The 19,793-nt window shown below is 70.4% G+C and carries 21 protein-coding genes and 1 tRNA gene; 12 read left to right on the top strand and 10 right to left on the bottom strand.

Annotation, left to right across the window (positions count from 1 at the left end; translation table 11 throughout):
- The 6 genes from K1J60_RS27875 (at position 1) to K1J60_RS27900 (ending at position 6,118) form a co-directional block, all read left to right on the top strand.
- A complete protein-coding gene (locus tag K1J60_RS27875; RefSeq protein ID WP_220648589.1) occupies positions 1-993 on the top strand; it encodes a carbohydrate ABC transporter permease in 993 nt (330 codons plus the stop codon).
- A complete protein-coding gene (locus tag K1J60_RS27880) occupies positions 990-1,919 on the top strand; it encodes a carbohydrate ABC transporter permease (RefSeq protein WP_259407944.1) in 930 nt (309 codons plus the stop codon). The genes K1J60_RS27875 and K1J60_RS27880 overlap by 4 nt, the downstream gene beginning before the upstream one ends.
- 28 nt (positions 1,920-1,947) lie before the next feature.
- Complete coding sequence (locus tag K1J60_RS27885; protein WP_220648590.1) at positions 1,948-3,282, top strand: glycoside hydrolase family 36 protein; 1,335 nt, start codon at positions 1,948-1,950, stop codon at positions 3,280-3,282.
- The gene (locus K1J60_RS27890; RefSeq protein ID WP_220648591.1) at positions 3,279-5,297 is read left to right on the top strand and encodes a beta-galactosidase; all 2,019 of its coding nucleotides are present in this window, start codon (positions 3,279-3,281) and stop codon (positions 5,295-5,297) included. The genes K1J60_RS27885 and K1J60_RS27890 overlap by 4 nt, the downstream gene beginning before the upstream one ends.
- Before the next feature lie 141 nt (positions 5,298-5,438).
- Positions 5,439-5,723 carry a hypothetical protein gene (locus tag K1J60_RS27895; RefSeq protein ID WP_220648592.1) on the top strand — a complete coding sequence of 95 codons (285 nt, stop codon included), beginning with the start codon at positions 5,439-5,441 and terminating at the stop codon, positions 5,721-5,723.
- The gene (locus K1J60_RS27900) at positions 5,705-6,118 is read left to right on the top strand and encodes a DNA-binding protein (RefSeq protein ID WP_220648593.1); all 414 of its coding nucleotides are present in this window, start codon (positions 5,705-5,707) and stop codon (positions 6,116-6,118) included. Before K1J60_RS27895 ends, K1J60_RS27900 begins: the two co-directional genes overlap by 19 nt.
- Positions 6,119-6,173: 55 nt before the next feature.
- Here the strand turns inward: K1J60_RS27900 and K1J60_RS27905 are convergent, their stop codons facing one another.
- The 5 genes from K1J60_RS27905 to K1J60_RS27925 form a co-directional block, all read right to left on the bottom strand.
- Entirely contained in the window at positions 6,174-6,617 is a 444-nt protein-coding gene (locus tag K1J60_RS27905) for an NUDIX domain-containing protein (protein ID WP_220648594.1), read from the bottom strand.
- A gap of 344 nt (positions 6,618-6,961) precedes the next feature.
- Entirely contained in the window at positions 6,962-8,404 is a 1,443-nt protein-coding gene (locus K1J60_RS27910; RefSeq protein ID WP_220648595.1) for a GH1 family beta-glucosidase, read from the bottom strand.
- A gap of 130 nt (positions 8,405-8,534) precedes the next feature.
- Positions 8,535-9,440 (bottom strand): carbohydrate ABC transporter permease, encoded by a 906-nt coding sequence (locus K1J60_RS27915; RefSeq protein ID WP_220648596.1) that lies wholly within the window; start codon positions 9,438-9,440, stop codon positions 8,535-8,537.
- A complete protein-coding gene (locus K1J60_RS27920; protein ID WP_220648597.1) occupies positions 9,437-10,465 on the bottom strand; it encodes a carbohydrate ABC transporter permease in 1,029 nt (342 codons plus the stop codon). The genes K1J60_RS27915 and K1J60_RS27920 overlap by 4 nt, the downstream gene beginning before the upstream one ends.
- Positions 10,462-11,784, bottom strand: coding sequence for an ABC transporter substrate-binding protein (locus K1J60_RS27925; protein ID WP_220648598.1), 1,323 nt, complete (start codon positions 11,782-11,784; stop codon positions 10,462-10,464). Before K1J60_RS27925 ends, K1J60_RS27920 begins: the two co-directional genes overlap by 4 nt.
- Before the next feature lie 660 nt (positions 11,785-12,444).
- Between K1J60_RS27925 and K1J60_RS27930 the strand changes: the two genes are divergently transcribed.
- On the top strand, positions 12,445-13,500 hold the full coding sequence (locus K1J60_RS27930; RefSeq protein WP_220651731.1) for a LacI family DNA-binding transcriptional regulator: 1,056 nt from the start codon (positions 12,445-12,447) through the stop codon (positions 13,498-13,500).
- 62 nt (positions 13,501-13,562) lie between these two features.
- Here K1J60_RS27930 and K1J60_RS27935 read toward each other — a convergent pair whose 3' ends face one another.
- A complete protein-coding gene (locus K1J60_RS27935; RefSeq protein WP_220648599.1) occupies positions 13,563-13,868 on the bottom strand; it encodes a GntR family transcriptional regulator in 306 nt (101 codons plus the stop codon).
- A 159-nt stretch (positions 13,869-14,027) separates the two neighbouring features.
- Between K1J60_RS27935 and K1J60_RS27940 the strand changes: the two genes are divergently transcribed.
- The 4 genes from K1J60_RS27940 to K1J60_RS27955 are packed head-to-tail and all read left to right on the top strand — an operon-like array spanning position 14,028 to position 15,768.
- Positions 14,028-14,372 (top strand): hypothetical protein, encoded by a 345-nt coding sequence (locus K1J60_RS27940; RefSeq protein WP_220648600.1) that lies wholly within the window; start codon positions 14,028-14,030, stop codon positions 14,370-14,372.
- On the top strand, positions 14,372-14,623 hold the full coding sequence (locus tag K1J60_RS27945; RefSeq protein WP_259407945.1) for a hypothetical protein: 252 nt from the start codon (positions 14,372-14,374) through the stop codon (positions 14,621-14,623). Before K1J60_RS27940 ends, K1J60_RS27945 begins: the two co-directional genes overlap by 1 nt.
- A 45-nt stretch (positions 14,624-14,668) precedes the next feature.
- On the top strand, positions 14,669-15,511 hold the full coding sequence (locus tag K1J60_RS27950) for a serine/threonine protein kinase (protein ID WP_220648601.1): 843 nt from the start codon (positions 14,669-14,671) through the stop codon (positions 15,509-15,511).
- An 11-nt stretch (positions 15,512-15,522) separates the two neighbouring features.
- Positions 15,523-15,768, top strand: a complete 246-nt coding sequence (locus K1J60_RS27955) for a hypothetical protein (RefSeq protein ID WP_259407946.1) — start codon at positions 15,523-15,525, stop codon at positions 15,766-15,768.
- A 70-nt stretch (positions 15,769-15,838) separates the two neighbouring features.
- On the opposite strand, the gene K1J60_RS27960 is transcribed toward K1J60_RS27955, so the two are convergent.
- The 4 genes from K1J60_RS27960 to K1J60_RS27975 form a co-directional block, all read right to left on the bottom strand.
- Positions 15,839-15,911: transfer RNA gene (locus K1J60_RS27960), tRNA-His, on the bottom strand.
- A gap of 127 nt (positions 15,912-16,038) precedes the next feature.
- Positions 16,039-16,641 (bottom strand): oligoribonuclease, encoded by a 603-nt coding sequence (gene orn, locus K1J60_RS27965; protein ID WP_220648602.1) that lies wholly within the window; start codon positions 16,639-16,641, stop codon positions 16,039-16,041.
- 118 nt (positions 16,642-16,759) lie between these two features.
- Positions 16,760-17,986, bottom strand: a complete 1,227-nt coding sequence (locus K1J60_RS27970; protein ID WP_033531239.1) for a helix-turn-helix domain-containing protein — start codon at positions 17,984-17,986, stop codon at positions 16,760-16,762.
- Between the two features lie 378 nt (positions 17,987-18,364).
- Complete coding sequence (locus K1J60_RS27975; RefSeq protein WP_220651733.1) at positions 18,365-18,694, bottom strand: hypothetical protein; 330 nt, start codon at positions 18,692-18,694, stop codon at positions 18,365-18,367.
- A 493-nt stretch (positions 18,695-19,187) separates the two neighbouring features.
- Here K1J60_RS27975 and K1J60_RS27980 point away from each other — a divergent pair, with 493 nt between their 5' ends.
- On the top strand, positions 19,188-19,718 hold the full coding sequence (locus K1J60_RS27980; protein ID WP_033531240.1) for a universal stress protein: 531 nt from the start codon (positions 19,188-19,190) through the stop codon (positions 19,716-19,718).
- The last annotated feature ends 75 nt before the right edge of the window (positions 19,719-19,793 follow it).

Genomic DNA, 19,793 nt, shown 5'->3' on the forward strand with positions numbered 1-19,793 from the left:
ATGACGACCACCCCCACCGAGAGCCCGGAGGCGGCCACGCCGCCTCCGGGCTCCGGCCCTGCCGCAAACACCGCCAGGACCGCCACCAAGGTGTCCCAGGGACACCGGCGGCTCCTCACCCGCCGCGACCGGCTCACGCTGGGCCTGATGGCGGGTCTGCCGACGTTCCTGCACGTCGCCCTCGTCTGGGTGACGGCCCTCGCCTCGATCGCGCTGGCCTTCACCACCTGGGACGGCATCGGCTTCGACTCGATCAAGTGGGTCGGGCTGGACAACTTCAAGGAGCTGTTCACCAACAACCCGCAGTTCTGGCCCGCCGTCGAGCACAACATCGTCTGGTTCGTCGTGCTCATCCTGATCCCCACGCCGCTCGGCCTGTTCCTCGCCGTGCAGCTGGACAAGAACATCCGGTTCAGCCGCGTCTACCAGACGGCGTTCTTCCTGCCCGTCGTGATGTCGCTCGCGGTCATCGGCTTCGTCTGGCAGCTGATCTACAACCCGGACACGGGCCTGATCAACAGCATCATCGGCGCCAACGAGCCCGGCCGCTACATCGACTGGATCGGCGACCCGGACCTCAACCTCTGGGCCATCCTCATCGCCGCCTCCTGGCGCCACACCGGCTACATGATGATCCTTTACCTGGCCGGCCTGAAGGGCGTCGACCCCTCCCTGCGGGAGGCCTCCGCCCTGGACGGCGCCAACGAGTGGCAGACGTTCAAGAACGTCATCTTCCCGACCCTGCGCCCGACGAACACCGTCGTGCTGGTCGTCACCATCATCGAGGCCCTGCGCGCCTTCGACCTCGTCTTCGTCTTCAACAAGGGTGCCGAGGGCACGGAACTGCTCTCCATCCTCGTCACCAACAACATCATCGGAGAGTCCAGCCGTATCGGCTACGGATCGGCCATCGCCGTCGTCCTCCTGGTCATCTCCCTCGCCGTGATCATCCCGTACCTGATCGCGACCTTCCGGAAGGAGCGGCGCGCATGAGCACCACCGTCGACACCAACGCCGCGACCGGCGGCCTCAAGAGCGACCTCCACGGCGACCTCAAGAAGCGCACGCCCGTCCGCCCCGTCCGGGTCCTGCTGCACGTCTTCCTCGCCGGCGCCGCGCTGGCGTGGCTCGCGCCCCTGCTGTGGGCCCTGTACGCGGCCATGCGCCCGTACGGCGAGACCAGCGAGAAGGGCTACGTCTCCTGGCCCGACAAGCTGAGCTTCGAGAACTTCACGAACGCGTTCACCCAGTCGGACATGACGCACTACTTCGTGAACACCCTGATCATCGCCGTCCCGGCGGTGCTGCTGACGCTGTTCCTGTCGTCGATGGTGGCCTTCTACGTCAGCCGCTTCGACTTCCGGATCAACCTCTTCCTGCTCCTGGTCTTCACGGCGGGCAACCTGCTGCCGCAGCAGGTCATCATCACCCCGCTGTACCGCCTGTACCTGCTCATCGACATCCCCGGCATCACGATGAGCGGCAAGCTCTACGACTCCGCGCTCGGCCTGGTCCTCATCCACGTGGCCTTCCAGTCCGGCTTCTGCGCCTTCGTACTCAGCAACTACATGCGCTCCCTGCCGCACGAGCTGACCGAGGCCGCGCTCGTCGACGGCGCGTCCGTGTGGCGCCTGTACTGGCAGATCGTGCTGCCGCTGTGCAAGCCCGCGATGGCCGCCCTGGCGACCCTGCTCTCCATCTGGATCTACAACGACTTCTTCTGGGCCCTCGTACTGATCTCCACCGGCGAGAACATGCCGATCACCTCGGCCCTGAACAACCTCTCCGGCCAGTACTTCACCGACCCCAACCTGGTCGCCGCCGGCGCCCTGCTCACCGCGATCCCCACGCTGATCGTGTACTTCGCGCTCCAGCGGCAGTTCGTCAGCGGTCTGACGCTCGGCGCCAACAAGGGCTGACACCGGCCCCGTTCGAAAGAGAACCACCGTGCCCCACCCGTTCACGCCGGTCGCCTCCGTGCCCGTGGACCCCCGCACCGCGCGGGTCCACGAGGAGGGCTGGCAGTCCTGGAGCCCCAGCGGCTCCTACGCCCTCGGTGACACCCCGCACCGCCCGACGAACCCCAACTGGGCGACCGTCTGCTACCGCCCGGGGGTCCCCGTCCCCGAGGGCACCTTCCAGGGGGAGGGCCTGCTGGCGCTCGCCCCGAAGGGCGACGAGGGCCCGGTGTGGCTCTTCGCGGCGGCCGACCCGCAGAGCGAGGTGCCGTCCATCCGGCTCGTCGCGCGGGACGGCCGCGCCGAGGTCACCGCCGACGGCAAGGTGGACCACTGGACGTACCCGGGCCCCGGCGGCATCCAGGGAGCCCTGGCCGACTGGGCCGACACCCTCGGCCTCGCGGCCCCCCGCCCGGCCCCCACCGTCTGGTGCTCCTGGTACGAGTACTTCACCTCCGTCACCGAGGACGACATCCACGAGAACCTCCGTGCGATGGACACCCTCGACCTCCCCGTCGACGTCGTCCAGATCGACGACGGCTACCAGAAGGCCCTGGGCGACTGGCTCAGCCTCTCCGGCCGCTTCCGCTCCCGCGCGGGCATCGCGGAGGTGATCCGGGCCAGGGGCCGGCGCGCCGGCATCTGGACGGCCCCCTTCCTCGTGGACCCGTCCAGCGCCCTGGCCGCCGAGCACCCCGAGTGGCTGGTGCGCGACGAGACCGGCGGCTTCACGCACGCCGGCCGCAACTGGGGCCACGACCTGTACGTCCTCGACACCACCCACCCCGACGCGGCGGCGTACCTCACCGAGGTCTTCACCACCCTGCGCGCCGAGGGCTACGACTACTTCAAGGTCGACTTCCTCTACGCGGGCGCGCTGGACGGCGTACGCCACGCCTCCGTGGACGCCATCACGGCGTACCGCCAGGGCATCGAGCTGATCCGCTCCGCCATCGGCCCCGAGGCCTACCTCCTGGGCTGCGGGGCTCCGATCCTCCCCTCCATCGGCCTGTTCGACGCGATGCGGGTCAGCCCCGACACGGCCCCGCACCGCCGCCCCGAGGCGGACGACTACAGCCAGCCCGGCCAGGACCCCGCCGAGTTCACCGGCGTGGGCCGCCAGTGGCAGCACGGCCGCCTCTGGGTGAACGACCCCGACTGCCTGATGGCCCGCCCCGCCGTGGAGACACGCGAGCGCTGGGCGGCCCACGTCGAGGCGACGGGCGGCCTGATGGCGTCGAGCGACCGGCTGCTCTCACTGGACACCTGGGGCGTGGAGACCACGCGCCGACTGCTGACGAAGGGCGCGGAGGCCTCCGAATGAAGCGTGAACTGAAGGTCCCCGGCATCGCCTACGGCGGGGACTACAACCCCGAGCAGTGGCCCGAGGAGGTCTGGGCCGAGGACGTACGCCTCATGCGCGAGGCGGGCGTGAACATGGTCAGCGTCAACATCTTCTCGTGGGCGCTGCTGGAGCCGCGCGAGGGCGAGTACGACTTCACCCGCCTCGACAAGATCCTCGCCCTGCTCCACGAGAACGGCATCGCCGCCGACCTGGCGACCCCGACGGCGGCCCCGCCGGCCTGGTTCTTCGTCGAGCATCCGGAGGCGCTGCCCGTCGACCGGGACGGCCGCACCCTCTCGTACGGCAGCCGCCAGACCTTCTGCCCGTCGAGTCCCGCCTACCGCGAGGCGGCCCTGCGGATCGCCCGCGTCCTCGGCGAGCGGTACGCCGACCACCCGGCCGTCGTCATGTGGCACGTCCACAACGAGTACGGCTGCCACAACGGCGAGTGCCACTGCGACACGAGCGCGGCGGCGTTCCGCGTCTGGCTGCGGGAGAAGTACGGCGACGACCTGGCGGCGCTGAACGACGCCTGGGGCACGACGTTCTGGAGCCAGTGGTACTACGACTGGGACGAGATCATCCCGCCCCGCGCGACGGGCGCGGTCCCGAACCCGACCCACCAGCTGGACTGGCGCCGCTTCTGCAGCGACGCGCTGCTGTCGCTGTGCAGGGCGGAGCGGGAGGTGCTGCTGGAGGCGGCCCCCTCCACGCCCGCCACCACCAACTTCATGGTGATGTTCAACTTCGACAAGCTGGACTACTGGCGCTGGGCGCCGGAGCTGGACATCGTCTCCAACGACCACTACCTCCAGTCGGCGGACCCCGAGTCGCAGATCGACATCGCGCTGAGCGGCGACCTGGTGCGGTCCCTGGCGGGCGGCAGCCCGTGGCTGCTGATGGAACACTCCACCGGCGCGGTCAACTGGCAGCCCGTCAACCGGGCCAAGACGGCGGGCGAACTGCGCCGCAACGCGCTCTCCCACGTGGCGCGGGGCGCCGACGGCATCGCCTACTTCCAGTGGCGGGCCGCCAAGGCGGGCGCCGAGCAGTGGCACTCCGCGATGCTGCCGCACGCGGGCACCGACAGCCAGATCTGGCGGGACGTCGTCCGACTGGGCGCGGATCTGCGGTCGTTGGCGGAGGTACGGGGCAGCACGGGCGTCGCCGAGGTGGCGATCGTCTGGGACTGGAGCGCCTGGTGGGCGCTGGAACTCCCGTCCCAGCCGAGCGGTGAACTCCGCTTCCAGGAACTGGTCCGCGCCTGGTACGAGCCGCTGTGGCGCTCGGGCGTCGCGGTGGACTTCGTACGCCCCGACGCAGACCTCTCCGCCTACAAACTGGTGCTGGCCCCCAGCCTGTACCTGGTGGACGACGCGGGCGCGGCGAACCTCACCGGTTTCGCGGAGGCCGGGGGCACCCTGGCCGTCGGCTTCCACAGCGGCGCGGTGGACGAGAACGCCCATGTCCGGCTGGGCGGTTACCCGGGCGCCTTCCGCGAGGCCCTGGGCGTCCGCACGGACGAACTCTTCCCCCTGCTGCCGGGGGAGTCGGTGGGACTGAGCGACGGCGGTACGGCGTCCCTCTGGTCGGAACGGCTCGCCCCGGCGGGCGCCGAGCCGATCACGACGTACACCTCCGGCCCCCTGAGCGGGGTCCCGGCCGTCACCCGCCACACCCACGGCACGGGCACGGCCTGGTACCTGGCCACCCGCCCGGACCCGACGACCCTGGCCTCTCTCCTGAACCGCATCAGCGAGGAAGCGGGAGTGCGCTCGGTGCGCACGACCCCCGAGGGGGTGGAGGCGGTACTGCGCCGGGGGCCGGACGCGGACTACCTCTTCCTGATCAACCACGGCGAACGGGATGCCGAGGTCGAGGTGGCCGCCGGGTCTGTCGAACTGCTGACGGGCAAGACCGTCACCACGACCGACGCCCCGGCGTCCTTGCCGGTACCGGCCGGGGACGTGGCGGTCGTCCGCGAACCCCGCTGACCTTCCCCGATCACGACGACGCAGGGCCGCGGTTTCCTTCGGGGGCGCGGCCCTGCCTATTCATCAGCCTGCCAGGGCGAGCCTCGGGCGGGTCGTCAGCAGGACGCGGGGAGATTCCTACTCGTTTGATAATCCGGCTTCGTGAGTGACACCCCGTACAGCATCGGCGAAGGCCCTGCCACCAGGGTCAGCCTCTCTCTTCCGGAGGGCACGGCGGAGGCGATCCGGCAGCGAGTCGGCAAGCGTGAGTTCTCCGCGTTCATCACCGAAGCGGTGGAGCGTGAGCTGCGCGGCCAGATCCTGGACGAGTATCTGGCCGACTACGAACAGCGCAAGGGGCCGATCTCCACCGAGGCGCAGGAGCGGGCGCGTCGCGTCTTCGACGAGGTGTTCGCCGAGGAGGGGCAGTGGCCCGCCGCGAACTGAGTCACGAGGGCACCCTCGTCCTGGACTGCGAGGGCCTGTCCAAGCTGGTCGGTGATGACGAGCCTGTCGTCGCGCTGGTCGCCGAGGCGCGTAAGAGGGGCATGGAGGTGGCCATCAGTGCTCTGACGATCATTGAGGCGGTTCACCGGCGGACGGACCGGGCGCGGCTCGCGTGGGTGCTGTCCGGCATGCGGATCGTGCCCATCGGGGACGAGGAGGCCAAGGCCGCCTCGACCACGCTGATCGGGGCCGGTCTGCACGGCCACAAGTACGCGATCGACGCCGCCGTGGCCGAGACGGCCCTGCGGCAGCGCCGTCCGGTGGTCATGCTCACCTCGGACATCGACGACATGGCGAAGCTCTGCGGGGAGCGGGTGCGGCTGGTCGCCGTGTAGGGCGTCGCTCCAGGGCGCCGTGGGGGTGGCGGGCCGGCGCCCACCACCCGAGAAGTCACTCCCAGCCGTACAGGGACATCCGGGGACCGTCGGCGAGGTAGCCGCGCAACGCGTCGGCGTCTCCCTCCACGAAGTCCTCGGGGAGGGAGTCGGTGGCGAACCAGCGGACCTGGGAGTGCTTGTGCGGTTCCCGGTTCCCGGGCTCGCCGGTCCATTCGTGGGTGACGAAGACGACGGTGAGGAAGCCGTCGGGGGCGTCGACGCCCCGGGCCGCGTGGACGAGGTGCACGACCTCCAGCGCCTCCGGTTTCACGGTCAGCCCGGTCTCCTCGTACAGCTCGCGCACGGCGGTCGCGGTGACGGGCTCCCCGGGCTCGTTCTTCCCGATGGGCAGGTGCCACCGGCCCCGGGCGAACCTGGCGTTCTCGCCCCGCTGGAGGAGGACGACCCGGCCCGCGGCCCGGTCGTGGACGATGACGGCGGCGACCAGCAAAGTCATATGACCTGTCCTTTCGTAGGTCGCTAGCATGCCGCCTATGGAGTGCTTCGCTTCCTGGCGTACCCGCCACTGAGGATCGGCCCACCGACACGTCCCACGTGATCGGTGGGTCAGTCGTGCCCCGCTCCCCTCAGCCACGAAGCCACCGAGAGGTCCCTCCATGCTCATCCGAACGTTCGTCCAGGACGACCCGGCACGACTCACCTAGCAGACCCAGTGGCTGGCATCCCCGGGCACTCTCTGACCCATGCCCGGGGCGCGGCGCTCCCCTATACGCGCCGCGCCCCGGACCCCCGCTCCCCCGTTCCCCCAGGGGGCTCCCCGGCCCCCGGCCCCGTGGTCCGTTACGCCGAGGTCGTCACCAGCGGCGGCAGCGCGCCCGTCCTGGCCGCCTGGGCGTACCAGTACGCGCTCGACTTGGGCGTACGGGCGAGCGTCGCGTAGTCCACGTACACCGCCCCGAACCGCTTCCCGTATCCGTAGGCCCACTCGAAGTTGTCCATCAAGGACCACAGGTAGTAGCCCCGCACATCCGCCCCCTCGGCGATCGCGCGGCGGACCGCGCGCAGGTGGCCGTGGAGGTAGGCGATGCGCTCGGGGTCGTGGACGCGGCCGTCCGAGTCCATCTTGTCGTCGTACGCGGCCCCGTTCTCGGTCACGTACATCGGCAGCCCCGGAGCCTCCCGCGCGTACCGCATGATCAGCTCGTGCAGGCCCGTCGGGTCGATGGTCCAGCCCATCTCCGTGCGCTCGCCCGGGGTCTGGTGGAACAGGACGTCGTCCGCGCCCGGCCACGGCGAGTGCTCGCTCGCCCCGTGGCCGTCCGCCCGGGGGCCCTTCAGGTCGGCGTCGGCCGCGCCCACCAGTGTGGGTGTGTAGTAGTTCAACCCCAGCGCGTCCAGCGGCTGGTTGGCCGTCGCCACGTCACCGTCCTGCACGAACGACCAGTCCGTCACCGACGCGGTCGCGGCGAACAGGCTCTCCGGGTACGCCCCGTGCAGCATGGGGCCGTGGAAGACACCGTTCGCGAGGTCGTCGATCCGCTTCGCCGCCGCCACGTCCTCGGGGGAGTTCGTGATCGGCCGCACCACCGACGAGTTCAGGCTCACCGCGATCGAGTTGCGGGCGGGCATCGCCGAGCGGAGCGCGGCGACGCCCAGCCCGTGCGCCACGTTCAGATGGTGGGCCGCGCGCAGCGACGCCACCGGGTCCGTACGGCCCGGCGCGTGCACCCCGGAGCCGTAGCCCAGGAACGCGGTGCACCACGGCTCGTTGAGCGTGATCCACTGCTCGACCCGGTCGCCCAGCGCCTCGCCGACGATCCGCGCGTACTCGGCGAAGCGGTGCACGATGTCCCGTTCGGGCCAGCCGCCCGCGTCCTCCAACTCCTGGGGGAGGTCCCAGTGGTAGAGGGTCACGGCCGGCTTGATGCCCTTCTCCAGCAGTTCGTCGACCAGCCGCCGGTAGAAGTCCAGGCCGCGCTGGATCGCCGGGCCCCGGCCCGTCGGCTGCACCCGCGACCAGGAGATGGAGAAGCGGTACGAGTTGAGGCCCAGGTCGGCCATCATCGCCACGTCGTCGCGGTAGCGGTGGTAGTGGTCGACAGCGATGTCACCGGTCTCGCCACCGGCGGTCTTGCCCGGCGTATGGCTGAAGGTGTCCCAGATGGAGGGCGTACGGCCGTCCTCCCGCACCGCCCCCTCGATCTGGTAGGCGGAGGTGGCCGCGCCCCAGAGGAAGGCGGGAGGAAAGGTCACCGGGGTGGCCGGGTTCATGGGTTCAGGCATGGAAGCGCTCCCATAGTGGTCGTGGAGACCGACAGTGGTGGGTGGGGGGAGGAGAGAAGAGGGGGCCGGGACGGCGGTGGCCCAGCCCCCGAGGGGGGTTTCCGCGGTGAAGCGGTCGGCGCGAGCCGGGTCACCCCTTGATCGCGCCCTGCATGATGCCGCCCACGATCTGCTTGCCGAACAGGAGGAAGGCGATCAGCAGCGGCAACGTGCCGAGCAGCGCACCCGCCATGATCACCGACTGGTCGGGGATGTAGCCGGTGCCGAGGGCGTTGAGGGCCACCTGGACCGTCGGGTTCTGCTGGTTCAGCGCGAGGATCGGCCACAGGAAGTCGTTCCAGGCCATCACGAAGGTCAGCAGCCCGAGCACCGCCATCGCCGGCCGTGCGGCCGGGAAGACGACGTGCCACACGATCCGCACACTGCTCGCGCCGTCGACCCGCGCCGCCTCGATCAGCTCGGAGGGCAGCGCCTGGACCAGGTACTGCCGCATGAAGAACGTACCGAAGGCGCTGACCAGCGTGGGCAGGATGACCGTCTGCAGCTGGTTGGACCAGTTCAGGTCGCTCATCCACAGATACAGCGGGACCACGGCCAGTTGCGGCGGGATCATCATCGTGCCGATGGTCAGCAGCAGCAGGACGCTGGAGAACCGGAACCGCAGCTTGGCGAAGGCGAACCCGGCGAGCGTGGAGAACAGCACCGTACCGACGGTGATCGTCCCGGCCACGAGCGTCGTGTTGAGCATCGCGGTGCCGAGCCCGGCCTGTTCCCAGGCGGTCTCCAGGTTCTTGAACAGGTTCCCGCCGAACCACAGCGGCGGCGGCGCCTCGGCGAGGCGCTGGCTGGTGCGCGAGGCCGCGATCGCCGTCCACACCAGCGGTGCGAGCGAGCCCACGGCGAAGACCGTCAGGACGACGTAGGTGAGCGGCCCCGCGTGCATCTGCTTGCCCGCGCCCATCACCCGGCGGCGAGATGCCTTCGACTCCGGGGCCCGCTCCGGTGCCCGGGGACGGGTCAGTTCGCTCGTGGTCATGGGGTCTTCCTCAGCCGTCGGGTGAGCAGCAGGTTGATCGCGGCCACGATCAGCAGGATCAGGAACATCGACCAGGCGATGGCGGACGCCTTGCCCAGGTTTCCGATCATGAATCCCTGGTCGTACATGTACAGACCGAGCGTCTGGTACTGGTGCTCGGAGCCGCCCTTGGAGCCGTCGGCCCCGCCGAACAGCAGGGGCTCACCGAACAGCTGGGTCGCGCCGATCGTGGAGACGACCGCCGTGAACAGGATCGTCGGGCGCAACTGCGGGATCGTCACGTGGACGAACTGCTGCCAGCGGTTCGCTCCGTCGATGGACGCCGACTCGTACAGGTCGGCGGGGATCGCCTGCATCGCCGCGAGGTAGATCAGCGCGTTGTAGCCGGTCCACCGCCAGATCACGATCGTGGAGACCGCGAACTTCGAACCCCAGTTGGACTCCCGCCAGTTGACGGGGTCGATCCCGACGAAGTCGAGCAGCCAGTTGATCATGCCGCCGTCCCAGGAGAACAGCAGCACGAAGACCAGCGTGGCCGCCGCCACCGACGTGGCGTACGGGGTGAGCATGATGACCCGCCACACGGTCGAGCCGCGCAGCCGGTAGTTGAGCAGGTGCGCGATGCCGATCGCCACCAGCAGCTGGGGGACGGTCGCGATCACGCCGATGGTGAAGGTGACCCACAGGGAGTTCCAGAAGAAGTCCGAGGACAGCAGGTTCTGGTAGTTGTCCAGGCCCACCCAGGTCTGGTTGTCCAGGTCGGACAGCTGCACGTTGTGCAGCGAGTACCAGCCGGTGTAGAGCAGCGGGACGAGCGAGAACGCCCCGAAGATCAGGAAGAAGGGGGAGATGAAGACGTACGGGGAGGCCTTCATGTCCCAGCGGTACAGCCGGCTGCGCCACGAGTGGGTGGCCGCCGGCGGCGTACCGCGAACCTGAGCGCCCCGGACCGCGCCCGGCTCATCGCCGGGCGCGGTCTCGGCGCTCGCCGCGGAATGCGCGAGTGCCTCTTTGGAGCTGGTCACTGGCCGAGCACGTCCTTGATCTCCTTGCTGGCGGCGTCCCAGCCCTCCTCAGGGCTCTTGCCCTTCTGCTCGACCTGCACGATGCCGATGTCGGCGATCGCGGTGCCGATCGGCTGGTCCTTGGTGCCGAAGTGCTGCACCGGGATCGTCTTCGCCGAGTCGGAGAAGATCTGCGTCAGCGGCGCGTCGGAGAAGTACGCGGTGGTGTCGGGGCTCGGCTTGAGGGACGGGTACGCCGACGGGGTCGACGGGAAGCTGGCCTGCTTGGCGAAGACCTTGGCCTGCTGCTCGGGAGCGGTCAGCCACTTCGCCAGCGCGACGGCCTCCTTCTGGTGCTTGCTCGCCGTCGGCACACCGATGAACGCGCCGCCCCAGTTGGCCGCGGTCGGCGCCGCCGCCACGTCCCACTTGCCCTTGCCGGCGTCACCCGACTTCTCCTGGATGTAGCCGATCATCCACGCCGGGCAGGCCACCGTGGCGAAGGTGCCCTTGGCGTACCCCTGGTCCCAGGGCGTCTCGAACTGCTTCAGCTTCGCCGACATGTCGCTGGTCGCCACGGACATGGCGGCGTCCCAGGCGTCCTTGACACCCTTGGAGTTGTCCCAGATGGGGTTGCCGTCCTTGTCGTAGTAGCGCTCGGTGGCACCGCCGAGGGCCGCGTTGTAGACCGAGGAGGCCGAGTCCACGTACTTGGTGCCCGAAGGCGCCTTCTTCATGTACTCCTCGCCCAGGGCGACGTACTTGCTCCAGTCGCCCTTCCACTGCTCGGCGAGCTTGGTGCGGTCGGTCTCCAGGCCGGCCTTCTCGAACAGGTCCTTGCGGTAGCAGATCGCCATCGGACCGATGTCGGTGCCCAGACCGATGAGCTTGCCGTCCTTGGTCGTGGCCTGCTGGTTCTTCCAGTCCAGCCACTGCGACTTGTCGACCTCCTTGCCGAGGTCGACGAACTTGTCGCCCTGCGTCTGGACGGCCTCGGTCACGTTGCCGATCTCGATCGCCTGGATGTCGTCGGTGCCGGAGCCGGCCTGCAGCCGGGTGAGCGTCTTGGGCCAGTAGACCGAGGTCTTGGTGGTGACGTTCTCCTTGATGACGATGTCCGGGTTCTGCTTCATGTACTCGTCGTACAGGCCGGCCTGCTTGTAGCCGAAGACGCCGAAGGTGCCGACCGTCAGCGTGATCTTGCCGTCGGTGCTGCCGCCGCCCTCGTTCGACGTGCCGTCGTCCGGGTCCTCGGAACAGCCGGCCAGCAGCCCGGCGCCCAGGGCGGCGACGGCTGCCAGGACCACCGTGTTGCGGGCGGTTCGGGTACGTGCTCGCATTGCGTCCTCCTGATGCCCTGACGTGCCGACCCCCCGGCCAACGGCGTTGTTGGGCCCGTTAGTTCATGCTGCGGCTCGGGCGGGGAACGTGCGGGTTGTGTAAGTGCCAGGTACTGTGGGAGCGCTCCCACGAGTGATGTGTTGAAGGGTCGTCGGTTCGTGCGGGGGTGTCAAGGGAGCGAGCGCGGAGAGATGTCTTCGGTTATCGGGCTGTTAACTAACCCGGTGCCGGCGGCCGGTCATGTCCGAAATCGGCCGGGTCGGCCCGCGCGGGGCTTCTGGGATCGGCGTGAAAGGTCCGGGCGCGGGGTGTTCGGGCAGGTACGGACGGACGGGCCGGCGGCGTCGGACCGCCCCCGGGTCCACGCCGGACCCGCACCGGACCCGCACCGGACCGCCGGGTTCCGGGGCGGCGGCACTGTTGGACTCGTGTAACCGGCCGTCGGCGGCCGATCGGTATCCGGTCGGTGTCCGGTCGGCGGCCTGCCGGCCGTTCGTCGCGGACGGGAGGCCGCCGGGGAGTCGGCGAGGCGGTCGGCGCGGGAGCCGGGCCGGTGTCACCGACGGCGCCGTGACCCGGCCGAGCACTTCCCGTACGTCGTACGAGGATCAGGACTGTTAGATTCCACGCCAGCGCGGTGTGAACGGGAGGCGACCATGGTGGCAGGCCACGGAGCACGAGGCCGGAGCGGTGGGCGGCCGACGTTGGAAGAGGTCGCCGCACGGGCCGGTGTGGGCCGGGGGACGGTGTCCCGGGTGATCAACGGCTCGCCCAGGGTCAGTGACGCGACCCGTGCGGCGGTCGAGGCGGCCGTCGCGGAACTCGGCTACGTCCCCAACACGGCGGCCCGCGCGCTCGCGGCGAACCGCACGGACGCGATCGCGATGGTCGTGCCCGAGCCGGAGACCCGCTTCTTCGCGGAACCGTACTTCTCCGACATCCTCAAGGGCGTGGGCGCCCAGCTGTCCGACACGGAGATGCAGCTCCTGCTGATCTTCGCGGGCAGCGACCGGGAGCGCCGCCGGCTGGCCCAGTACCTCGCCGCGCACCGCGTCGACGGTGTCCTCCTGGTCTCGGTGCACGCGGACGACCCGCTTCCCGATCTGCTGTCGCAACTGGAAATTCCGGCGGTGATCAGCGGCCCGCGCTCGGAGCACGAGACGCTCCCCTCCGTCGACTCCGACAACTACGGCGGCGGCCGCTCGGCGGTGGAGCACCTGATCGCGCGGGGCCGCACCCGCATCGCCACGATCACCGGGCGCCTCGACGTCTACGGTGCCCAGCGGCGCATCGAGGGCTACCGCGACGCCCTGGAGGACGCGGGCCGCGAGGTCGACGAGCGCCTGATCGCCCCCGGTGACTTCACGGAGGAGGGCGGCCGCAGGGCGATGCGGGAACTCCTGGCCCGCTGCCCGGACCTCGACGCGGTCTTCGTCGAGTCCGACGTCATGGCGGCGGGCGCCCGCCAGGTCCTGCGCGAGGCGGGCCTGCGCATACCTGACGACGTCGCCCTCGTCGGCTACGACGACTCGGCGATCGCCCGCCACATGGATCCCCCGCTGACGAGCGTTCGCCAGCCCATAGTGGAGATGGGCCGGGCCATGATCGACCTCCTCCTCGACGAGATCGCGGACCGCCGCCCGGCGGTGTCGCGGGGGTTGGAGCGGCGGCAGGTCGTGCTGCCCACGGAGCTGGTGGAGCGGGATTCCTCCTGAGCGCGGGCGCGGGGCGCGCCCCGCTTGCGGGCTGCTCGAACGGGGCTGGTGACGACGTTGTGTCAACCGGCGGATTCGGCGTCGTCGGCTGACTCGGCGACCGCGCGCTCGATGACGAACGAGCCCTTGCCGACGACCGTCCGTACGTAACCCATCTCGGCCAGCAGCACCAAGGTCTTGCGGGCCGTTCCGCGGGCGATCCCGAACTCCTGCATCAGCCGGTCGACGCCGGGCACCGCGCGGCCCAGTGCGTAGGTGCCGTTGCCGATCCGGGAGATGAGCACTGCCGCGAGCTGCAGGTACAGCGGGTCGGCCGCTTCCGGATCCAGCTCGTCGTCCGGGCCGTAGCCCTTGGGGATGTCCACCATGGCTAGACCGTATGTGCCCATGCAAAACAGGGTTCTTCTGTGTCATGCCATGGCAGGGCATGACCAGGTTGCGCTAACGTCGGGTGTGACACGAAACGACCCCCGCGACGCGGCGAACGTCCGGGGGCGTGGCCACCAGCTTCGAAGGAGCTGACGACAGTGAGCATTATCCACGCGTTCCTGCGGTGGGCCCTGGGCGTACTCGCCCCCGGCACCGGCAGGCGCCGGGCCGTGCTTCCCGGCGGCACCGCCGGATCCCCTCCGCCCCCACGAACGGATGCGTCGCCCCCTGCCCCGCGACGACTCCCGGCCCAGCGATCCCCGTACGGCCTCCACGGACCGCTCGACGGCGGCGCCACCGTCATGGTCCGGCCTTACGTCGTCGAGTCCGAGCGGGAACAGGCCCGGCAGTCCCGGCGGCGGCTCGCCCTGGTGCTCGCGGCGGACTTCGGTATCGACCTCGATGAGCATGTGGTCGGCGCGGTGGCGAAGGCGGTGGCGTGATGAGCGTCTGTGAACCTCCCCGCCGCCCCGACCCGCTGGGGGTGGACCTCGGTGACACCGTTCGGGACGCGCGAAGCGGGCGGATCGGCAGGGTGATGGGCTTCGTCGGCCCGTACGTCCAACTGCGGCCGGTCGGCGGCGGCCGGGAATGGGACGCCCTGCTGGAAGGGCTCAGGCCGGTGACTCGGTCCGAGGCGCTGAGGGAAGGCGTCGCCCGGAGCAACGCACGGTCGAGAGGGGAGCAGTTGTAGCGGCGGCCTCGCACGCCGGGCCGTGCGTCCGGCAGCCTGGCCTTCATGGAGCAGCTCGGTGGTGGGGAAAGCGCGGGCGGTCATCCGCTGTTGAACGTCGACCGGGTCGAGGAGCCCCTGGGGGCGTACCTGGCCCGGATCGGCGACGTCTTCCGGGTGTTCGGCAAACAGGACTCGGGGTGCGTGGCCTACGGTGTGCGGCTGCCGGACCGCGGCGAGCGGTGGTTCGTGAAGACGGCGATCGCTGCCGTGGGCCGACGGTCGCTGGAGCGGGCGTGGGGCTTCCACCGGGCCGTGCGGCACCCGGTGATCGTCCCGCAGGTGCATCGGATCGCCCTGCGGGACGGGACGGCCGTGGTCATGCCCTGGCGGGACGGCGAGGTGCTGTACGACCCGGCGGAGCGCGGCCGAGGGGACCGTACGAGCCCCGGCAGCCCGATGGCACGCTTCCGCTCCCTGCCCGTCGACCGGATCGAGGCGGCCTTCGCTGACGTCCTGAACGCCCATCTCGCTGTCGAGGCCGCCGGGTACGTCGCCGTGGACCTCTACGACGGGGCCCTGCTGTACGACTTCGCGGCGGCGAAGATGCGTCTGGTCGACCTCGACGAGTACCGTCCCGGCCCCTTCGTGCTGGACGCCGAGCGGTTGCCGGGCTCCACGCGCTTCATGGCGCCGGAGGAGTTCGAACGCGGTGCGACCATCGACTCCCGCACCACGGTCCACGCGCTGGGCCGCACCGCACGGCTGCTGCTCGACGCGGGCGACGAGGAGAGCGCCTGGCGGGGTACGGCGGCCCAACTGGCGGTCCTGGAGCGGGCCACGCACCCCGACCCGGCTCAACGCTTCGCCGGCGTGAGGGAGTTCAGGGGAGCGTGGCTGCGTAGCTGAGGTCCTTCGCCGTGAGGGAGTCGGGGGCCAGGCCCGCCGCGTACTTCGCGGACGAGCCCGACACCACCTTCGGGATGCTGTCCGCGCGCTGCCGGAAGCAGATCACGCGCGCCGGCATGGCCGTGCTGACCGAACGGGCCGAGCAGACCGGGCGGGCCATCGGGGACTCCGAGCCGAAGGACGTGAAGCGGTTCGAGATCCAGAAACAGGAGCCGTGGACCCGTGAGGCGAGGGTCTGGCGCTACGACGACTGCTGAGCCCGCGGCGGGTGACCGACCGCACACGAACAAGCCCCGATCTGTTCCCAGATCGGGGCTTGTTCCTCAGGGTGAGTGACGGGACTCGAACCCGCGGCATCCTGGACCACAACCAGGTGCTCTACCAGCTGAGCTACACCCACCATGACCGGCGGTTCATCCGAAGGTTTCACCGACCGGCCGAGAAAAAGTGTACAGGGTCCTGAGGGGTGCCCGCGCACACGTTTCGGTGGGGGCGGTTCCGGGGCCGGACGGGCCCCGGGGCGCGGGCTACCCCGCGGGCAGGACGTGCTTCGCGGCGATCGTGCGGGCCGTGTCCGAGTCGGGGCCGGGCTGCGGGACGAAGATCGCCTCGCGGTAGTAGCGGAGTTCGGCGATGGATTCGCGGATGTCGGCGAGGGCCCGGTGGTTGCCGTTCTTCTCCGGGCTGTTGAAGTACGCCCTCGGGTACCAGCGGCGGGCCAGCTCCTTGATCGAGGAGACGTCCACGATGCGGTAGTGGAGGTACTCCTCCAGCGCCGGCATGTCCCGCAGGAGGAATCCCCGGTCCGTGCCCACCGAGTTGCCGCACAGCGGAGCCTTGCGCGGTTCCTTCACGTGTTCCCGTACATACGCCAGGACCTGCTCCTCGGCGTCGGCGAGCGTCGTGCCGCCGGCCAGCACGTCGAGCAGGCCGGACGCGGTGTGCATCTCGCGCACCACCTCCGGCATCGTCTCCAGCGCCGAGTCCGGCGGGCGGACGACGATGTCGACTCCTTCGCCGAGCACGTTCAGCTCGGAGTCGGTGACGAGGGCGGCCACCTCGATGAGCGCGTCGTCCGACAGCGAGAGGCCGGTCATCTCGCAGTCGATCCACACCATGCGATCGTTCATGTGTCTCACCTTACGGCCCGTGACAGCCGTACGGCCCGGTCCTGCACCAGGGTGATCACGGGGTGATCAGGTGCGGGACCGGGCCGCAGGGCCGGTACGAGCCGTGAGCACTACACCGCTACGGCGCGCTGCGCTGGCCCGGCAGGCGGCCCGTCGCGTACAGCTCCGGCTTGGCGCCCTCCGTGGAGAGGGACGCCGACGGCGCCAGGGCGCTCGCCGCGGCCGTGCGTCGGGCCTGGAGCGGCACCGGCGCGTGCTCCGGCGCCATCGGGGACGGCCCCGGCACACCGTGCGGGCCGTCGTGGTGGTCACCGGGCTTGTCGCCCTGCGGCCGCCGTGCCCGGTACGCCGCCCGGTAGGCGGCCGGGGACGAACCCAGCTGCCGCCGGAAGTGCCCGCGCAGCGCCACCGGCGAACGGAAGCCGCACCGCCCCGCGACCTCGTCCACCGAGTAGTCCGACGTCTCCAGGAGACGCTGCGCCTGCAGTACGCGCTGAGTGATCAGCCACTGCAGGGGAGCGCTCCCGGTGAGCGAGCGGAACCGGCGGTCGAACGTACGACGGCTCATGTACGCCCGTGCCGCGAGCGTCTCCACGTCGAACTGCTCGTGGAGGTGCTCCAGCGCCCAGGCGACGACCTCGGCGAGCGGGTCGGCGCCGATCTCCTCGGGTAAAGACCGATCGAGGTAGCGCTCCTGGCCGCCCGATCGACGTGGTGGCACGACGAGACGCCGGGCCAGGGCCCCTGCCGCCTCGTTGCCGTGGTCCGTCCGCACGATGTGCAGACAGAGATCGATTCCGGCCGCGGTGCCGGCCGAGGTGAGTACGTCCCCGTCGTCCACGAAGAGTTCTCGTGGGTCGACGTGGACGGACGGATAGCGCTTGGCCAGCGTCGGCGCGTACATCCAGTGTGTCGTCGCGGGCCGGCCGTCCAGCAGGCCCGCGGCGGCCAGCACGAACGCGCCGGTGCACAGGCCGACGATGCGGGCACCCTCTTCGTGCGCTCGGCGCAGTGCGTCGAGCGCTTCCTCCGGTGGCGGTGAGGTGATCGAACGCCATGCGGGCACGACCACCGTGCCCGCACGCGAGATCGCCTCCAGGCCGTTCGGTGCGGTGAGTTCCAGGCCCCCTGTGGTCCGCAGCGGGCCTTCCTCGCCCGCGCACACCAGCAAGCGGTAGCGCGGTACGCCGGCGTCCTGGCGGTCGATCCCGAACACCGACAGTGGTATGGAACTCTCGAAGATGGGGCCGCCGCTGAACAGCAGCACCGCGACGATCTCCTTGCGGCGTCGCCCGGACAGCTTCCGGGCCGCGGCTTCCGGCGCGGCGGTGGAGTCGTGGCTCATACTGCTAAGCCCCCCTCGGTGGTCGCGGCTCCTCGGTTGTGTCGCTCCTGCACGTTTCCCCTTGGTCCTGCACGAGTCCCCCGCCGTAAGACAGTCATGATCGAATCTACTGTGTCCCGTGGTGCCGGCGTGACCAGATCGCCAACCGGCACATTGTCGACATGGCAACTTGGCGTAAAGCATTCGATCACGAAGCGTTGCACTCGTGGGCCGTGCAGGGAAGTGCGCCTTGTCCCAGTGGCCGGTCCACGTAGGGTGCGCGCGGGCTCTGGACCCCTTTCAGTGCAGGTCGAACGGGGGGTGGAGGGGTGTTCGACCAAGGGACGTGCAGGTGGCCGAAGTTGGCTGAAAAGATACGGGGGTGTGCGCGGAAACCGGTCAGTCGACCGGCGTACTCGGGCCGGAGTTCCGTCCGCCCCCGTGCGCCCCGGAGGGGGAGCGTCCGCGCCGGCCGCGCGAGGAGGCGCGATCTTCGGCCATCGAACGGGCGGCGGTGGCGCGGGCCGCTCCGCGCTCGGACTGGCGGAGCAGGACGCGGCAGACGCCGGTGACCGCGGCGAGACCGAGGGCCGCGCCGGTGGCGCCGGCGAGCGAGGTGCCGTACCAGACGAGGACGATCGGGACGAGGACGCAGCTGAACGCCGCCCAGCGAACCACGTCCGTGGCGGTGTCGGCGGGCGTCGGGGGCGGGGGCGTGGCCGGGGGGATGTTGTCGGGTGCGGCTTCGAGGGCGGGGGTGGGGGCGGGGGCGGAGTCGGACGGGGGCGCGGTGCGGGGTGCTGTGCGGGGTGCGGTCCGGTGTGCTGTGCGGTGGGCGGGCACTGCGGGCTCCCTCCTGGCTCCCTCGGGATCGGCTTACGGGGGTTCAACGCGTGTTCGACCCGTCGGTCACTGGTGCTGCTTGATCGGGTTGCCGTGGGGGTGCGGTCCTGGAGTGCTGTCGTGCCGCCCTCCGGGGCGGCCCGGCCCACCTTCCTGTGGAAACCGGCTGTACGTGGCAGCAACCATTGCGTTACGGGGCGGTGCTCGTGCATGCTCCCTGGAACCCCGCGCAGCCGGTGCGGGATCTGGGCGGAGGAGGCGTGCGGTCGTACCCTTGGGGGTATGGGGTTGGGAAGATGATTCCCGGACACGGCTCCGCCGCGCACCGACGTCCCATCCACGTCGTCCCATCCACGAGGATCCGAACGCCGAGACACCCATGGCCGGTCACGAATTCTTCGACTCCGCGGACCGCAAGCGGCGGCCCGTCGCCGATCACGCGGCGGCAGAGCCCCTTGCGGCGGAAGAGGCACGCCCCTCCTGCGACCCCGCCTTCAAGCACGGCGTCGTCGTCGGCTTCGACGGTTCCACGTCCAGTGAGCGTGCCCTCGCGTACGCCATCGGCATGGCCCGCCGCTCCGGTTCGGGCCTGATCATCGTGCACGTCGCCAACCGGCTGCCCACGACCGTCTGGGCCGGCTGTGAGCCGCCCGTCTTCGTCGACGTCCCCGATCACCGCACCGAGGTCCTCGGACTGGAGCTCGCCTGCGCCGACTATCTCGTCGAAGTGCCCTGGATCCTCGTCGAGCGCGGTGGTGACATCTGCCACGAACTCGAAGAGGTGGGCCGGGAGTACGAGGCCGACGCGATCGTCGTCGGGTCGACGCACGGGATCGTCGGGCGGATCTTCGGGTCCGTCGCCGGGCGCCTCGCCAAGCGGGCGCAGCGGCCGGTCATCGTCATTCCCTGACCGCGCGGCGGCCGGTCGTCGTCGTTCCCTCGCGCATCCCCCGCCGCCTTTCCGGGCGGTCCGCGCCGCTTTCGG

The organism is Streptomyces akebiae, from assembly GCF_019599145.1.
In the GTDB taxonomy this organism is placed as follows: domain Bacteria; phylum Actinomycetota; class Actinomycetes; order Streptomycetales; family Streptomycetaceae; genus Streptomyces; species Streptomyces akebiae.

Excerpts from the sequence above, each read along its gene's own strand:
- K1J60_RS27915 (WP_220648596.1), bottom strand. The coding sequence starts at position 9,440 with ATGACCACGAGCGAACTGACCCGTCCCCGGGCACCGGAGCGGGCCCCG.
- orn (WP_220648602.1), bottom strand. The coding sequence starts at position 16,641 with ATGAACGATCGCATGGTGTGGATCGACTGCGAGATGACCGGCCTCTCG.
- K1J60_RS27970 (WP_033531239.1), bottom strand. The coding sequence starts at position 17,986 with ATGAGCCACGACTCCACCGCCGCGCCGGAAGCCGCGGCCCGGAAGCTG.
- K1J60_RS27880 (WP_259407944.1), top strand. The coding sequence starts at position 990 with ATGAGCACCACCGTCGACACCAACGCCGCGACCGGCGGCCTCAAGAGC.
- K1J60_RS27945 (WP_259407945.1), top strand. The coding sequence starts at position 14,372 with ATGAGCGTCTGTGAACCTCCCCGCCGCCCCGACCCGCTGGGGGTGGAC.
- K1J60_RS27890 (WP_220648591.1), top strand. The coding sequence starts at position 3,279 with ATGAAGCGTGAACTGAAGGTCCCCGGCATCGCCTACGGCGGGGACTAC.
- K1J60_RS27950 (WP_220648601.1), top strand. The coding sequence starts at position 14,669 with ATGGAGCAGCTCGGTGGTGGGGAAAGCGCGGGCGGTCATCCGCTGTTG.
- K1J60_RS27905 (WP_220648594.1), bottom strand. The coding sequence starts at position 6,617 with ATGACTTTGCTGGTCGCCGCCGTCATCGTCCACGACCGGGCCGCGGGC.
- K1J60_RS27925 (WP_220648598.1), bottom strand. The coding sequence starts at position 11,784 with ATGCGAGCACGTACCCGAACCGCCCGCAACACGGTGGTCCTGGCAGCC.
- K1J60_RS27875 (WP_220648589.1), top strand. The coding sequence starts at position 1 with ATGACGACCACCCCCACCGAGAGCCCGGAGGCGGCCACGCCGCCTCCG.
- K1J60_RS27910 (WP_220648595.1), bottom strand. The coding sequence starts at position 8,404 with ATGCCTGAACCCATGAACCCGGCCACCCCGGTGACCTTTCCTCCCGCC.
- K1J60_RS27935 (WP_220648599.1), bottom strand. The coding sequence starts at position 13,868 with ATGGTGGACATCCCCAAGGGCTACGGCCCGGACGACGAGCTGGATCCG.
- K1J60_RS27980 (WP_033531240.1), top strand. The coding sequence starts at position 19,188 with ATGGCCGGTCACGAATTCTTCGACTCCGCGGACCGCAAGCGGCGGCCC.